This is a genomic window from Streptomyces sp. 5K101, assembly GCF_046506645.1.
GTDB lineage: Bacteria > Actinomycetota > Actinomycetes > Streptomycetales > Streptomycetaceae > Streptomyces.
Map to the genome: position 1 here is coordinate 261787 of NZ_JBKFFO010000009.1, position 14409 is coordinate 276195.

General features: G+C 71.8%; 14 protein-coding genes and 2 pseudogenes. 6 read left to right on the forward strand and 10 right to left on the reverse strand.

Annotated elements, in window-relative coordinates; genetic code table 11:
* Position 1 precedes the first annotated feature (1 nt).
* Positions 2-637 carry a hypothetical protein gene (locus ACLB9X_RS19580; RefSeq protein WP_410361665.1) on the forward strand — a complete coding sequence of 212 codons (636 nt, stop codon included), beginning with the start codon at positions 2-4 and terminating at the stop codon, positions 635-637.
* Positions 638-655: 18 nt separating this feature from the next.
* On the opposite strand, the gene ACLB9X_RS19585 is transcribed toward ACLB9X_RS19580, so the two are convergent.
* Both ACLB9X_RS19585 and ACLB9X_RS19590 read right to left on the reverse strand, forming a co-directional pair.
* Positions 656-1471 (reverse strand): serine hydrolase domain-containing protein, encoded by an 816-nt coding sequence (locus ACLB9X_RS19585; RefSeq protein WP_410361666.1) that lies wholly within the window; start codon positions 1469-1471, stop codon positions 656-658.
* Positions 1472-1491: 20 nt separating this feature from the next.
* Positions 1492-1962: a GNAT family N-acetyltransferase gene (locus ACLB9X_RS19590; protein WP_410361667.1), complete on the reverse strand. Its 471-nt coding sequence runs from the start codon at positions 1960-1962 to the stop codon at positions 1492-1494.
* Between the two features lie 86 nt (positions 1963-2048).
* Between ACLB9X_RS19590 and ACLB9X_RS19595 the strand changes: the two genes are divergently transcribed.
* Positions 2049-2513, forward strand: a complete 465-nt coding sequence (locus ACLB9X_RS19595; RefSeq protein ID WP_410361668.1) for a MerR family transcriptional regulator — start codon at positions 2049-2051, stop codon at positions 2511-2513.
* Positions 2514-2553: 40 nt separating this feature from the next.
* Here the strand turns inward: ACLB9X_RS19595 and ACLB9X_RS19600 are convergent, their stop codons facing one another.
* The 6 genes and pseudogenes from ACLB9X_RS19600 to ACLB9X_RS19625 all read right to left on the reverse strand — a co-directional run.
* Entirely contained in the window at positions 2554-2931 is a 378-nt protein-coding gene (locus ACLB9X_RS19600) for a hypothetical protein (RefSeq protein WP_410361669.1), read from the reverse strand.
* Positions 2852-4441 (reverse strand): NB-ARC domain-containing protein, encoded by a 1590-nt coding sequence (locus tag ACLB9X_RS19605; protein WP_410361670.1) that lies wholly within the window; start codon positions 4439-4441, stop codon positions 2852-2854. Before ACLB9X_RS19605 ends, ACLB9X_RS19600 begins: the two co-directional genes overlap by 80 nt.
* Before the next feature lie 161 nt (positions 4442-4602).
* On the reverse strand, positions 4603-5316 hold the full coding sequence (locus tag ACLB9X_RS19610; protein WP_410361671.1) for an HAD family hydrolase: 714 nt from the start codon (positions 5314-5316) through the stop codon (positions 4603-4605).
* 128 nt (positions 5317-5444) lie between these two features.
* A complete protein-coding gene (locus ACLB9X_RS19615; RefSeq protein ID WP_410361672.1) occupies positions 5445-6314 on the reverse strand; it encodes a DUF4429 domain-containing protein in 870 nt (289 codons plus the stop codon).
* A 66-nt stretch (positions 6315-6380) separates the two neighbouring features.
* Complete coding sequence (locus ACLB9X_RS19620; RefSeq protein WP_410361673.1) at positions 6381-7601, reverse strand: alpha/beta hydrolase; 1221 nt, start codon at positions 7599-7601, stop codon at positions 6381-6383.
* Positions 7602-8099: 498 nt separating this feature from the next.
* Positions 8100-8544: pseudogene (locus tag ACLB9X_RS19625) on the reverse strand (TetR family transcriptional regulator); the annotation flags it as partial.
* Between ACLB9X_RS19625 and ACLB9X_RS19630 the strand changes: the two are divergent.
* Positions 8539-8727: pseudogene (locus tag ACLB9X_RS19630) on the forward strand (MFS transporter); the annotation flags it as partial. The pseudogenes ACLB9X_RS19625 and ACLB9X_RS19630 sit on opposite strands and share 6 nt — an antisense overlap.
* Before the next feature lie 151 nt (positions 8728-8878).
* Positions 8879-9256: a peptidase inhibitor family I36 protein gene (locus tag ACLB9X_RS19635; protein ID WP_410361674.1), complete on the forward strand. Its 378-nt coding sequence runs from the start codon at positions 8879-8881 to the stop codon at positions 9254-9256.
* A 28-nt stretch (positions 9257-9284) separates the two neighbouring features.
* Here ACLB9X_RS19635 and ACLB9X_RS19640 read toward each other — a convergent pair whose 3' ends face one another.
* Both ACLB9X_RS19640 and aceE read right to left on the reverse strand, forming a co-directional pair.
* Complete coding sequence (locus ACLB9X_RS19640) at positions 9285-10046, reverse strand: ion channel (protein ID WP_410361675.1); 762 nt, start codon at positions 10044-10046, stop codon at positions 9285-9287.
* A 63-nt stretch (positions 10047-10109) separates the two neighbouring features.
* Positions 10110-12857 carry a pyruvate dehydrogenase (acetyl-transferring), homodimeric type gene (gene aceE, locus ACLB9X_RS19645; protein ID WP_410361676.1) on the reverse strand — a complete coding sequence of 916 codons (2748 nt, stop codon included), beginning with the start codon at positions 12855-12857 and terminating at the stop codon, positions 10110-10112.
* Between the two features lie 479 nt (positions 12858-13336).
* Between aceE and ACLB9X_RS19650 the strand changes: the two genes are divergently transcribed.
* Together ACLB9X_RS19650 and ACLB9X_RS19655 are read left to right on the forward strand one after the other, a co-directional pair.
* Positions 13337-13768 carry a DUF3052 domain-containing protein gene (locus ACLB9X_RS19650; protein WP_410361677.1) on the forward strand — a complete coding sequence of 144 codons (432 nt, stop codon included), beginning with the start codon at positions 13337-13339 and terminating at the stop codon, positions 13766-13768.
* A 151-nt stretch (positions 13769-13919) separates the two neighbouring features.
* On the forward strand, positions 13920-14378 hold the full coding sequence (locus ACLB9X_RS19655) for a peroxiredoxin (RefSeq protein ID WP_365990303.1): 459 nt from the start codon (positions 13920-13922) through the stop codon (positions 14376-14378).
* Positions 14379-14409: the final 31 nt, after the last annotated feature.

Below are 14409 nucleotides of genomic sequence, written 5' to 3' on the forward strand. Positions count from 1 at the left end.
CATGAGGACGAGGAAGCGCCTGCGCACCGCCCTGGCGAGCCTGGTGGGCCTGGCGGCCGCGGCGTCGCTCACGGCGTGCGGCATCCAGGAGTCCGACGTCATCGAGGCAGGCCGCCCGGCCGCCATCGACGTGCTTCCCGCGCGTGAGGTACGGATGCTCCTGTTCTTCCACTCACCCGAGGGCACCCTGATGCCGGTGAGCCGTTACACGGGCGCGGCCTTCGGCGACGACGCCGTCGAACGCACCCGGCCGCCCACCGCCAAGACCCTGGCCGCGCTGCTGAACGGCCCGAACGCGGAGGAGGCCGGATACGGACTCCGCAGCGCCGTCACCCTGCCCGCCTCCGGATCCGAGCCGAAGGTCGAACCGGGCCGGGGCACGGTGGTCGTCACGATGGCCGCCCGCGTCCGCGACCTGACCGGCCCCGCGCGACGGCAGCTCGTCTGCACGATCGCCTACGCCGAGGACGCCGACGGGCGGACGGAGGTGACCCTGCGGGGGGTGGACGGCACGCTCGACCCCGCCCGATGCCGCGCCGGATCGGGCCCGGCGCCGGACGACGTGCTGCGCGTACCGGCCCCCGAACCGGAGCGGACCCCGGGGGCTCGGTCCGCCGGAGCCCGCCCGCCGGCGTGACCCCCGCGGCCACCACCCCTAGCGACGCAGCTCCGCCAGCACGGCGTCCGTGAACGGCGGCCACGCCTCGATCGCCCACGGGCCGAAGGCCCGGTCCGTGAGCGCCACGCACGCGGCCTGCGCGTCCGGGTCGATCCACAGGAAGGTGCCGGACTGGCCGAAGTGGCCGAAGGTGCGCGGCGAGGACGAGGCGCCCGTCCAGTGCGGCGACTTGGAGTCGCGGATCTCGAAGCCGAGGCCCCAGTCGTTGGGCTTCTGGTGGCCGTACCCGGGCAGGATCCCGGACAGCCCGGGGTGCACGACCGACATGGCCGCGAGGACCGTGCGCGGGTCCAGCAGCCGCGGCGCCTGTACTTCCGCCGCGAACCGCACGAGGTCGTCGACCGTCGAGACGCCGTCCTTGGCCGGGGAGCCCTCCAGCGTGGTGGACGTCATGCCGAGCGGCTCCAGCACGGCCTGGTGCAGGTACTCGGCGAACGGGATCTCGGTCGCCTTGGCGATGTGGTCGCCGAGCGCCTCGAATCCCGCGTTCGAGTAGATCCGGCGCGTGGCGGGCGCGGCCATCGCCCGGTGCTCGTCGAAGGCGAGCCCCGAGGTGTGGGCGAGCAGGTGACGGACTGTCGCGCCCTCGGGCCCGGCCGGCTCGTCGAACTCGATCGCGCCCTCCTCGTACGCCACCAGCGCCGCGTAGGCCACGAGCGGCTTGGTGACGGAGGCGAGCGGGAAGCGGCGGTCGGTCGGGCCGCGGGACCCGGCCACTGTCCCGTCGGCGCGCACGACGGCGGCCGCCGCGGTCGGTACCGGCCAGTTCTCGATCATCGCCAGGCTCTGCATGCGTACGAGCCTAGACGGTGCTACAGGCTGAGCCGCATGGCCGGGTCCGGAGTGCGGACGAAGCCCAGCGACGCGTACAGCGGCTCGCCGTCGGAGGAGGCGCGCAGGTCGATCCTGCGCACGTCCCGGTCGCGGAACCAGCCGAGCAGACCCTCCATGCAGGCGCGGGAGAGCCCGCGCCGGCGCATGTCCTCGTCCGTGGCGACGCTGAACACGTAGCCGGTGGTGCCCTGCGGGTTGCCAGGGCCGCCGAGCCGGTACTCGATCGTGCCCACCGCACAGGCGGCGAGCCCGCCGCCGGGCCGGTCGACGACGTACGCCGCCAGGCTGCCGGACGGGTCCGCCAGCCGCTCGCGCAGCGTCGCCACGGCGGCGGGCTGCCAGCTGACGTCCGGATGCGGGCCGTGGCAGGAGTCCTGCATCACCTTGCGGAGACGGACCAGTTCCTCGGCGTCGGCGGGGACGGCGGGGCGTGCGGCGGCGGGGCTCATGGGCCGGAGGCTAGCGGCGGCTCCTCCCGCGTCGCCACAGGATTGTGCTTGCTTCGAGTGCACTCCAGGGTTCTAGCGTGGAGCGCATGACGGTGATCGACAGCACGACCCCGACCGCCCGGACCGATCTCTGCAAGGCCGCACCTCCCGCGCATCCGCGCCCCGACGGCCAGGACCGCTACACGATCAGCGAGGTCGTCGTCTTCACCGGACTGAGCGCGCACACCCTGCGCTGGTACGAGCGGATCGGACTGATGCCGCACGTCGACCGCTCGCACACCGGGCAGCGCCGCTTCAGCAACCGCGACCTGGACTGGCTCGCCTTCGTCGGCAAGCTCCGGCTGACCGGGATGTCGGTCGCGGACATGGTCAGGTACGCCGAGCTGGTCCGTGAGGGCGAGCACACCTTCGAGGCCCGCGCGGCCCTGCTGGAGCGCACCCGGCGCGACGTCGTCGACCGGCTCACCGAACTCCACGACACGCTCGCGGTGCTGGACCACAAGATCCAGTTCTACGCGGACGCCCGCACGACGGCGACTGTGCGGGAGTGACGGGGGCGTATCCCGGGGCAAGCCCCGGCCCCCTGTGAACTCAGTCCGCTGCCGGCGCCCCCAGCCACTCCAGCCGGGGGGCCAGCAACTCCGCCGCCCTGCGCCCGTGTTCCCCGCTGAGAGCCAGCGAACCGGGCAGCCACGCACGGTCGCCCCACCGGAAGCCGGGGTCGCCCGCGTCGGTCAGCTCCTGAGGGGTGAAGGGGCGGGCCAGCGGCAGCGTGGAGCGGCCCAGCGGGTCGGAGTCGTACGGGTAGGCACCCCAGGCAGCGGCCTCGGCGGGGGTCGGGCGGGTCCAGAACCCCCGGAGCACGGACGAGAGGATGGGGCGGATGTCCTCAGTCGCCGACTCGGTTTCCAGGGCCTCGGTGAAGGCCCGGACCGTGGCCCGGTAGACGTCGAGACCCCACTTCGTCACCGCCGCGTTGCTCTCCTTCAGCTCCGCGGTGATCGTCCCCGCCGCGGTCTCCCGGTAGCCGGAGACGATGCTGTGGTCGGACATGCAGAAGGTCTCGATGATGTACGGGCAGTCCGGGACGCGCCACTGGACGCCCGGCTCGCCCGCGGTGTTGTACATGTAGGGGCTGACATGCTCCGGTGCCACGCCCCCCGCCTTGCGCCGCTCGTGCCCCCAGAAGTAGGCGTGCCGCCTCCTTGCGGGCGGCAGCCGTTTCGTCCGTCTGAAGGCGCTCGCGCGCGAAGACCCGCAGCAGGTCGTGGAAGCGATAGCGGTAGTTGCCCAACGGGTCGACGCCGGCGGTCTCCAGCAGCTCCAGGTCCAGCAGGCCCTCCAGGTGCCGCTCCGCGCTCTCGGTGGGCAGATCGGCGAGGGCGCCGAGGGTGACGGCCGAGAAGTCCTGGGTCTTGACGGTGCCGAGCAGCCGGAAGCAGCGTTTCAGCTCGTCGCCGCAGGCTTCGTGGCTGAGTGAGAAGTTGGCGCGGACGGCGAGGTCGCCCACCTCGAGCAGGTCCAGTCTCCGCCGCTCGTCCCGCAGCCGGGTGGCGAAGGTCTCGATCCGTTCCATGGGACGGGAGGAGAGGCGCGCACCGGCTATCCGCAAGGCGAGCGGCAGCATTCCGCACAGTTCGGCGACCTCTTCGGTCTCCCGTGGCTCGGCCCGCGCCCGTTCCGCGCCGACGAGGGTGTTCAGCAGTGCGACGCCGTCCTCGCGGGTCATCACGTCGACCTGATGCATATGTGCTCCGGACAGCCCGGCCATCCGTGCACGGCTGGTGATCAGCACCGCGCACTCGACACCGCCGGGCAGCAGCGGCCGGATCTGGGCCTCGCTGCCGGCGTTGTCCAGCACCACGAGCACCCGGCGCTCGGCGAGCTGTGCCCGGTAGATCCTGGCCCGGTCGTCCACCGACTCGGGGATGCTGTCGGAATCGACGCCGAGTTCGTTGAGGAAGCGGGTCAGCGCCACAGCGGGGTCCAGCGGGCGCGATTCGGCTCCGCGCAGATTGACGTAGATCTGCCCGTCGGCGAAGTGCGAGCGCACCCGGTGGGCGACGTGCACGGCCAGCGTCGTCTTGCCCACCCCGCCCTTGCCGTACAGGGCGACGATCGGTACGGCCGTGTCGGAGTGCCTGTTCAACAGTGTCGCGGCGAGTTCGGCGGCCTGCTCGGAGTGGCCGGTGAAGTCCTCGATGTCCGGCGGCAGCTGGAAGAGGTTGCTGGTGCCGGGGAGGTTGCGCGCGTTGCTGTCGCGGATGCCCGTCAGGCGCCGCGGGTCGATCTGCGCCTTGACCTGCCAGTAGGCGAGTCCGCCCGACAGGACACCGGCCAGTGTGGCGAGGGAGAGCTGCATCGGGGTGAGCTCCGCGCCCGAGTCCTGTCCCGCGATGATGCCGAAGAAGATCGCCGCAGTGGTGACGCAGAAGGCCACAGTCGGAATGGCGTAACGGAAGCGCTGTGTCGAGGTCACCGCGGGGGATCCGTCCCTCCGTGTCCTGGCCGGGGTAGCAGGATCATAAGTGAACACCCCTGATGGCGAACCGGTTTACGAGATGCCGCAGCACCAACTTCAGCCATTCGAGGCACGGTTGTGGACGTGACGGCACGATCTGCGCATGCGGCGGTCGATGGTTACACCGGCTCGCCGAGGAGCATGCTGGGCAGCTGTGCGAGGGTGCTGATGCGCCGTATCCCGGTGGGCGCCGGGACGGTGCCGCAGCGGTCGAGCCAGATGCCGGTGAGCCCGGCGGTGGTGGCGGCCAGGGCATCGGTGTCCGGACGGTCACCGACGTACGCGGCTTCGTCCGGCCGTACGCCCAGCGCCTCACATGCGGCGTGGAAGGCATCGGGGGCGGGTTTGGAGAGCCCCAGCTCATCGGCGCACAGCACGGCATCGAAGCGGTCGTGGATACCGAAGGCGCGGAGCTTGCGTTCCTGGTCGCGCAGGCCCGAGTTGGAGAGGATGCCGTGCCGGTAGGCGGGGGTGAGGGCGTCGAGGGCGGGGATGACGTCGGGGAAGATCCGCCAGGCCGCCTCGTAGCGCAGTTCGTAGCGGGTGTACCACGCATCGGCTTCCTCGCCGGTCAGCCGCAGGCCGGGCCGGGCCACGGCGAGAACGGTGCGGACACGTTCGCGGCGGTGCTCCGCGAACGTGATCTCGTGGGCGAGGAAACGGCCGAATACCTGCTCCATGACGGCCCGCCAGTGGGCGAAGGCCGCCTCGGGCGAGGCATACGCGGCGAGGTACCCCTCGGCCTCCAGATGGCCGAGGGCCGCCTCGCGGTCTGCGCTGTCGTAGTCGAAGAGGGTGTCGTCGATGTCCCAGATCACGGCGCGGATCGGCATAGGGAACACCGTACGTCGCCCGGCCACCGTGGCGTCGGGGGCACGGGCGACGTCGGGATCGCTCACCGGGGTGTGGCGGGTCCCGGGCTCCCGGCCCGAGGGTCGCGGCCGCGCCCGAGGCGGCATGCTCAGAGTTCCGCCAGCAGTTGCGCCTTCTTCTGCGTGAACTCCTCGTCCGTCACCAGCCCCGCCTGGTGCAGGTCGCCCAGGTGGCGTATTCGGTCCGCGATGTCCGCCGGGTCGCGGCGGGCAGGGGGTGCCGTCAGCGCGGGAGCGGGGGACTGGGCGCGGACGGACTCCAGGACCGCCGCCGCGAACGGCAGCGACTCGTGCACCGGGCCGTAGCCCAGCCCGAACACCACCGTCGCCGGATCCTGGTCCGCCTGCGAGGCGGGCGGGGCGGCGGGGGCGCACGCGCCGGGGCGCGGCAGCAGGCGCAGGTAGCCGTCGAACGCCTCCGGGGAGCGCCACTCCACCCCCGTCAGCTCCGACACCGCGAAACTCTGGTCCCCCGCGTTCCACTTGGCCGTCGACGCCGCCGTGCGCGACCAGCGGAATCTCACGCGCGAGCCGTCGAAGGACGCCTTCCCGTCGTACGCCTTGAAGCCCAGCGGCGCCTGGGGGCCGGCGACCGTGTACCGCTCGGCGGGACGGTCCGCGTCCGGGCCGAGCGCGTCGCGCAGCGCGTCCGCGTAGTACTCGGCGAGCGTCTCGCGGTCCGCCGGCAGCACCAGCCGGTACGGATCGCTGGCGTCCTTGAGCTGGCCCGCCGCCGCGTCCATGAGCGGGTCGGCCCCGGGTCTCGGCACGGCGTGCAGGACGACGGTCCCGGTCTTGCCGGGCGTGAGTGTCACCGTGGCCAACGCCTCGTAGGGGATGCGCCGTTCACGCAGGGCGGAGAAGAGCTTCGGCCTGCGGACCCCCCGATCGAAGCGGATGAGCACGGAGTCGGTCTCGAACTCCCAGGTGGCTTGAATTCCGGCCAGCACATCACCCATGTGCCTCATCGTATGCGGCCGACGCCTGTCCGTCGCCCCTCGGTCACAAGCCCGTCCCCCGACGCTCTACGCGCGTTGGCCCGCTTCCTCACCGTCAATACCACTGCGGCACGTGTCGGTGTCGCCTGCGCAGCTGACGCCCTCGTACGAACCCACGCCGATCGCCGCGAAGTTGTCGACGCTCTCCGTGCCCGGCTCGAAATAGCCGGTGTGTCCGATCGCCCGCTCCGCGGAGACGACCCGCGCCCCGAACTCCGGTGTCACCGGGTCCTCGCCGTGTCCGAGCCCGCCGACCGCCAGGTGCGGCACGTCCTGGATCCAGTCGTCGCTGTCGCGCGTGGCCCAGACGCGGGCGCTGGTGCCGAGCTCGGCGACGTTCTGGGCGCGCAGGCCGGGGCTGCCGGCGACCGCGATGTCCTCGACCCGGGCCGGCAGCTTGCGGGCGGCGACGCCGCAGACCACGGAGCCGTAACTGTGGCAGAACAGCGCGACCTTGGAGTCGCCGGGCAGTGCCTCGGTGAGGGCGTTCAGCCGCACCGCGCCGCCCTCGGCGAGCCGGCCGATCGCGGAGTCCATGCCGACGCCGACCGGCGAGGTGTAGTCGGCCCAGGCGATGACGGCGGTACGCACTCCGGGCGCGGCGGCCCGTTCGGCGGCGTACAGCGACTGCGCCATGCCGACCGGCGCGCTGTACTTGCGGGCCGTCCTCTGGAACGTGAGCAGGTTGGTGTCGACGCCGGGGACAATCACCGACACCCGCTCGGCGCGGTCGAGGTCGCCGAAGACCTCGGCGACCCGGCCCGGCCCCGTCGGGTCGAAGGCGAGGATCTGGCGGTCGGTGTCCATCAGCGCGTGGAAGCGGTGCATGCGCCGGACCGCCTCGTGACGGCCGTCCGCGGTGAGGTCCGTGTCGGCCACGCGCAGCCGCTCGGCGGCCAGGGAAGCGGCGAGCGCCTGGCGGTTGGCCCAGTAACGCAGGGTGACGGGTGCGCCGTTGAGGTTGCCCACGACGTGGGGGAAGTCGGCGGCGAGCCGCTTGCCCCGGGCGCTGCCGATCGACGCGAAGAACGCCGCGAGCCGGCCGGGCGCGGAGTCCGGCGCGGGCAGCGCCTCGGCTCCGATCCGGGCCTTGCGCCAGGCGGTCAGCTCGGCGGCCAGAGCGGTGCGCGGGCCGCCCTGATCTCGTATGGCGGTCCATCCGGTGGTCGCGAGCATCATGAAGACCACCGTCAGGGCGAGCAGGGCACGCCAGACGGTCGGGGCGGGAGAGGCGTCGAAAGAAGTCACTGCGGGACACCCTAGGAGACGGGCGGCCGGGGGCGCGAAGAGGGTGAGGGAGATCACGTGTGAAGGGGGGAATCGGGGGGCATGAGGGTGACGCTCCGCGCACACGGCGTACGCATCACCCACCTGCGCGCGCCCGCGCGTGTATTCGCGGAGCCGCGCCGAGTGCGGCTCCGCGCGCGCGTTGCGCGGGGCGCGGTCCCGCCGTCCTGGCGTGTCCCGGGCGCCGCCCCGCAACTCGCCGCCGTTCGGGCCGCGCGAGGCCCCGCGCGTCGCCGGTGTGCCGCCGGATGTCGCGTGCACCGAGGCGCCCGTGTGACGCGCGCGGCGTCACGGGCCTGGACGCCGGCGGTCCGCCGGGCCGCGCCCCGCGCCGAACCACGCGCACCCCGCCTGCCGCGCCCCCGCGGCGAACCACCAGCCCCGCCCCCGCACCGCCACCCCGCCCGCGCCCCGCCCCGCGCGGCCGGCCGCAGCGGCACCGCGCGCGCGAGCCGCGCGTCAGGCCTCGTCCCGCCAGTCGGCCGCCAGCGCCGGGCCCAGGTGGTCGAGGTAGGTCTCCGTCAGGGCGCGGATCGCCGCCACGCTCGGGTCCTTGCCGCGGCCCCACAGGCGGCCGGTCACCCGCATCACCCCGCCGAACGCGGCCACCGCCATCGGCCTCCACGTCCAGGCCCTCGCGTTCGGCGATCAGGCGGGCGAGCAGTTCCTCCACGTCCGCGGAGCGCCGCAGGTGCGCCGCGAGCAGCGCCGGGGTCGACTCGATCATCTGGAAGCTGCGCATGTGCAGGTCGAGCGGGACGATCTCCTCGATCGCGACCTCGATGGTGTCCCAGGATTCGAGGACGGCATTGTGCAGCGCCTCGAACGGGCCCTCCTCCGCGGGCCGTTCGCGCAGCACGGCGATGTAGTGGGACTCCGCCAGCTCCTGGACGGCGAACGCGAGGCGCCGGGTATGACGCCGGATCTGGTCACCCGGATCGGTGACGTCATCCATGACACGTTCATGTCCGGCATGGGCCTGGCGTTCACCGTCGCCGGTGTCGTCGCGGTCGTCGCCGCCCTGGTCGCGACGCTCACCAAGCGCGGCGCGAACGCGGAGGCCGGTGCGGGCGGCGCCCACATCTGACGTCAACACGGCACCCGCGAGAGCCCCGCCGGGCGCCCCCGGCGGGGCTCTCGCCTATCCGGGTGATCATGCGACCGCCCCCTTCCGCGGAGGTGTCACCGCAGGTCAGGCTGCGGCCAAGTGATCCACACGACACGGGGGACGATTCCGTATGCGTACGACTGTGTTCGCGGCGGCCGCACTGGCCGCCACCGCCCTGCTCGCACCTGCCGCCGCGTCCGCGGCCCAGGAGGCCCCGCCACCGCGCCTCGGGGCGTGTGCCGCCGGGGAGTTGTGCCTCTGGCCGAAGAGCGGCTTCCAGGGCGCCCGCACGGCCCATGAAATCGCCGGCACCGACATCGACAGCTGCGTGCCGCTCCCGGCCGGCACCACCGCGGTCTCGCTCGCCAACCGGACGGGCCGCCCGGTGACCACGTACCAGTCCGCGGAGTGCGCGGAGACGGGCGAGTTCGAGACGTACCCCGGCGGCGGCACGTGGGTGCCCGAATCGCCGTACCGGGTACGGGCGTTCAAGATCTGGGAGAACTAGATCCGGAGAAACCGAGGCGAACCGAGTCTCAATGATCAGCCTGCCCGGGCACGGACGCGTCCGCCTCCGTGCCCGACAGGCGTGCCACCTCCGCGCGGAGCTGCTTCACCTCGGCCGTCAGCGCCTCCAGCAGCGCCGTCTGCCGGCGCTCCTCGGCGTCGTCCCGCTCGAAGCGGGCGATGAACCAGGCCGCGATGTTCGCCGTCACCACACCGAGCAGGGCGATGCCCGAGATCATCAGCCCCACTGCCAGCAGCCGGCCGAGGCCGGTCGTCGGCGCGTGGTCCCCGTAGCCGACCGTCGTCATCGTCGTGAACGACCACCACACCGCGTCGCCGAGCGTCTTGATGTTGCCGCCCGGCGCGTCCCGCTCCACCCGCAGCACCGCGAGCGAGCCGAACATCATCAGCCCCACCACGGCGCCGCCCACATAGGTCGTCAGCGTGATCTGCGGGGCCATCCGGGCCCGCCGTCCCACAAGCAGCAGCGTGGAGACCAGCCGCAGCAGCCGCAGCGGCTGTATCAGCGGCAGGACCACCGCGAGCAGGTCCAGCGGATGGCTGCGCACGAACAGCCACCTGGCCGGGGCCAGGGCCAGCCGTACGAGATAGTCCGCCGCGAACGCCGCCCACACGGCCCACTCGGTCAGCGTGCACACGCGGTGCACCCACGCGTCCGCGTCGGGCGCCACGATCGGCACCGCGTACGCGACCGCGAACGCCACGGCGAGCGCCAGCAGCGGCCCCTGGGTGCGCGTCTCCCAGCGCATCTGCGCCGTTCGTTCCGTCATGGGGCCGCATCGTAAAGGGGGCGCGCGGGGACGAACCCCGCACACCCCCTTGAACGGGAGCGGCTACGCGTCGCCGCCGGCCGCGCCGGGGTCCGCCGCCGACACGTCGAGCAGCTGGTAGCGGTCCACCGCCTGCTTCAGCGCGCTGCGGTCCACCTTGCCCTCACGCGCCAGCTCGGTGAGCACCGCCAGCACGATCGACTGCGCGTCGATGTGGAAGTACCGGCGGGCCGCACCGCGCGTGTCCGCGAAGCCGAAGCCGTCGGCGCCCAGCGAGGTGTACGTGCCGGGCACCCAGCGGGAGATCTGGTCCGGTACGGAGCGCATCCAGTCCGAGACCGCGACGAACGGGCCCTCGGCGCCGGACAGCTTCTGCGTCACGTACGGAACGCGCTGCTCCTCCTCGGGGTGGAGCAGGTTGTGCTCGTCGGCCTCGACGGCGTCGCGCCGCAGCTCGTTCCACGACGTCGCCGACCACACGTCGGCGCGCACGTTCCACTCCTCGGCGAGGATCCGCTGCGCCTCGACGGCCCACGGCACGGCCACACCCGACGCCATGATCTGCGCCGGGATCGCGCCCTGCTCGCCGCGGCTGAAGCGGTGGATGCCCTTGAGGATGCCCTCCACGTCCACGTCGGCCGGCTCGGCCGGGTGCTGGATGGGCTCGTTGTAGACGGTGAGGTAGTAGAAGACGTCCTCGCCGTGCGGGTGCTCGGCGTCGCCGCCGTACATCCGGCGCAGACCGTCCTTGACGATGTGCGCGATCTCGAAGCCGAAGGCCGGGTCGTAGGCGACACAGCCCGGGTTGGTGGAGGCCAGCAGCTGCGAGTGGCCGTCCGCGTGCTGCAGGCCCTCGCCGGTCAGCGTGGTGCGGCCGGCCGTCGCGCCCAGCACGAAGCCGCGCGCCAGCTGGTCGGCCATCTGCCAGAACTGGTCGCCGGTGCGCTGGAAGCCGAACATCGAGTAGAAGACGTAGACCGGGATGAGCGGCTCGCCGTGCGTCGCGTAGGCCGAACCGGCCGCGATCAGGGAGGCCGTGCAGCCCGCCTCCGAGATGCCGTCGTGCAGCATCTGCCCGGTCGGCGACTCCTTGTACGCGAGCAGCAGCTCGCGGTCCACGGCCTCGTACTGCTGGCCCAGCGGATTGTAGATCTTCGCGCTCGGGAAGAACGAGTCCATGCCGAAGGTGCGGTACTCGTCGGGCGCGATCAGCACGAAGCGCTTGCCGATCTCCTTGTCCCGCATGAGGTCCTTCAGCAGCCGGACGAACGCCATGGTGGTGGCGATCGACTGCTGGCCGGAGCCCTTCTTCACGGCCGCGTACGTCTTGTCGTCCGGCAGCACGAGCGGCTGGGAGCGCACGACGCGGGTGGGCACGTAACCGCCGAGCGACTTGCGGCGGTCGTGCATGTACTGGATCTCCTCCGACTCCCGGCCCGGGTGGTAGTACGGCGGCAGGCCGGACTCCAGCTGGGCGTCGGTGATCGGGATGTGGAGACGGTCGCGGAAGCCCTTGAGGTCGTCGACCGTGAGCTTCTTCATCTGGTGCGTGGCGTTGCGGCCCTCGAAGTTCGGGCCGAGTGTCCAGCCCTTGACCGTCTGGGCGAGGATCACGGTCGGCTGGCCCTTGTGCGCGCGCGCCGCCGCATACGCCGCGTAGATCTTCCGGTGGTCGTGACCGCCGCGGCCCAGCATGAGGATCTGGTGGTCGGTCATGTTCTCGACCATGGCGCGCAGTCGGTGGTCGTCACCGAAGAAGTGCCGGCGGATGTACGCGCCGGTCTCGGTGGCGTACGTCTGGAACTGGCCGTCGGGCGTGATGTTCAGCTTGTTGACCAGCACGCCGTCGCGGTCCTGCGCGAGCAGCGGGTCCCAGGTGCGGTCCCAGACCAGCTTGATCACGTTCCAGCCGGCGCCGCGGAACTGCGACTCCAGCTCCTGGATGATCTTGCCGTTGCCGCGGACCGGGCCGTCGAGGCGCTGCAGGTTGCAGTTGACGACGAAGGTGAGGTTGTCCAGGCCCTCACGGGCGGCGATGGACAGCTGGCCCAGGGACTCGGGCTCGTCCATCTCGCCGTCGCCGAGGTAGGCCCACACGTGCGAGTCGGAGGTGTCGGCGATGCCGCGGGCCTCCATGTAGCGGTTCATCCGCGCCTGGTAGATCGCGCCGAGCGGGCCGAGACCCATCGAGACGGTCGGGAACTCCCAGAAGTCCGGCATCAGCCGCGGGTGCGGGTAGCTGGACAGGCCGTACGGCGCCTTCGACTTCTCCTGGCGGAACGCGTCGAGCTGCTGCTCGGAGAGCCGGTCCAGCAGGAACGCGCGGGCGTAGATGCCGGGGGAGGCGTGCCCCTGGAAGAAGATCTGGTCGCCGCCCTTGCCGTCGTCCTTGCCCCGGAAGAAGTGGTTGAAGCCCACGTCGTACAGGGAGGCGGAGGACGCGAACGTGGCGATGTGGCCGCCGACGCCGATGCCGGGGCGCTGCGCGCGGGAGACCATCACCGCGGCGTTCCAGCGGGTGGCGTTGAGGATCCTGCGCTCGATCTCCTCGTTGCCGGGGAAGAACGGCTCGTCCTTGGTGGCGATGGTGTTGACGTAGTCCGTGCTGCGCATCTCGGGCACGGCCACGCGCTTCTCGCGCGCCCGCTCGATCAGGCGGAGCATCAGGTAGCGGGCGCGCTCGCGGCCCCGCTCGTCGACGGCGGCGTCGAGAGAGTCCAGCCACTCCTTGGTCTCTTCAGGATCGAAGTCCGGGACCTGGCTGGGAAGGCCGCCAATGATGATCGGGTTGCGATCGGATCCGGAAGCCACGCTATTCCTTCGCTGTTCGGGGGTCTGCCGCGACGGGATGACGGGAAGACGCGCTGACGTGATGTCGGGGAAGCTGTCGCACCGCCTCCATCGTGTACCGCAGGGAGGCGTACGTCACCTCTACCGAGGGGTAACCCCCCGGACTTCGTGACATCGGGCCCGGACCTCGGGTACCGGCCCGGCCAAATCGCAACCATACGCTCAACCCGACCATGCGTTCCGTTCGGCCGTTCGGTTCCGATGCGGAGGATCGGGGGTAGATATGCCGCGAAGACGGCCAAAAAGCATGACCTCCTTCACGCAGAGGTCACCGGGCGCTGCGTGGAGTTGCGCCGAGACGGCCGCAAACGTCACCGTTTCGGCGGTCCGTACGGCCGGGTACTTGCGCGATCCGTCCCGCCCGTGTGGACTACGGCCAATGCCACGCGTGCGCGCGTGGCCTCAAGGCATTCCCAAAGAACAAGATCAGGAGGCAAGCCGTGAGCGCGACCGCGGACCACGCGGAGACGAACCTGGCCGCAAGGCTGGGTTTCCAGCCCGACCAGGTGGTCCAGGAGATCGGCTACGACGAGGACGTCGACCAGGAGCTCCGCGAGGCCATCGAAGAGGTCACCGGCACCGAGCTCGTCGACGAGGAGTACGACGACGTGGCCGATGCCGTGGTGCTCTGGTTCCGGGAGGACGACGGGGACCTGACCGATGCGCTGGTGGACGCCATCGCGTACATGGAGGAAGGCGGCCAGATCCTGCTGCTGACACCCAAGACCGGTCGCGACGGCTACGTCGAGCCCAGCGAGATCGGCGAGGCCGCCACCACCGCGGGCCTGTCGCAGACCAAGAGCGTCAGCGCCGGCAAGGACTGGGCGGGCACCCGTCTGGTGACGCCGAAGGCCGCGGCGAAGAAGCGCTAGCCGCGAGGCAGCGCCGGCAACCGCACCGGGTGCGGTCCGACAGCATCGCGAGGCCCCCGCCGACCTTCGGCGGGGGCCTCGCGCATGGGCCCGCCGCTTCTGCGTAGGCTGGTCGTTCACCTGATCGGCTCACAGAAGGGATGCGTTTTCCATGGCCATCGAGGTCGGTGACAAGGCTCCGGAGTTCGAGCTCAAGGACAACCACGGGCGCACCGTCACGCTGTCCGAGTTCCGCGGCGAGAAGAACGTCGTGCTCCTCTTCTACCCCTTCGCCTTCACCGGCGTGTGCACGGGCGAGCTGTGCGCCCTGCGCGACGAGCTGCCGACGTTCGTCAACGACGACACCCAGCTCCTCGCGGTCTCCAACGACTCGATCCACACCCTGCGCGTCTTCGCCGAGCAGGAGGGCCTCGAGTACCCGCTGCTGTCCGACTTCTGGCCGCACGGCGAGACCTCCCGGGCCTACGGCGTCTTCGACGAGGAGAAGGGCTGCGCGGTGCGCGGCACCTTCATCATCGACAAGGAGGGCGTCGTGCGCTGGACCGTGGTCAACGCCCTGCCCGACGCGCGCGACCTGAACGACTACGTCGAGGCCCTCGGCGCGCTCTGAGGCCCTCCGCGCGGGCCGGCCACCGCGCACC

What these genes read in the sequence shown, in the direction of transcription:
- ACLB9X_RS19580 (WP_410361665.1), top strand. Translation starts at nt 2, where the DNA reads ATGAGGACGAGGAAGCGCCTGCGCACCGCCCTGGCGAGCCTGGTGGGC.
- ACLB9X_RS19585 (WP_410361666.1), bottom strand. Translation starts at nt 1,471, where the DNA reads ATGCAGAGCCTGGCGATGATCGAGAACTGGCCGGTACCGACCGCGGCG.
- ACLB9X_RS19590 (WP_410361667.1), bottom strand. Translation starts at nt 1,962, where the DNA reads ATGAGCCCCGCCGCCGCACGCCCCGCCGTCCCCGCCGACGCCGAGGAA.
- ACLB9X_RS19595 (WP_410361668.1), top strand. Translation starts at nt 2,049, where the DNA reads ATGACGGTGATCGACAGCACGACCCCGACCGCCCGGACCGATCTCTGC.
- ACLB9X_RS19610 (WP_410361671.1), bottom strand. Translation starts at nt 5,316, where the DNA reads ATGCCGATCCGCGCCGTGATCTGGGACATCGACGACACCCTCTTCGAC.
- ACLB9X_RS19615 (WP_410361672.1), bottom strand. Translation starts at nt 6,314, where the DNA reads ATGGGTGATGTGCTGGCCGGAATTCAAGCCACCTGGGAGTTCGAGACC.
- ACLB9X_RS19635 (WP_410361674.1), top strand. Translation starts at nt 8,879, where the DNA reads ATGCGTACGACTGTGTTCGCGGCGGCCGCACTGGCCGCCACCGCCCTG.
- ACLB9X_RS19640 (WP_410361675.1), bottom strand. Translation starts at nt 10,046, where the DNA reads ATGACGGAACGAACGGCGCAGATGCGCTGGGAGACGCGCACCCAGGGG.
- ACLB9X_RS19655 (WP_365990303.1), top strand. Translation starts at nt 13,920, where the DNA reads ATGGCCATCGAGGTCGGTGACAAGGCTCCGGAGTTCGAGCTCAAGGAC.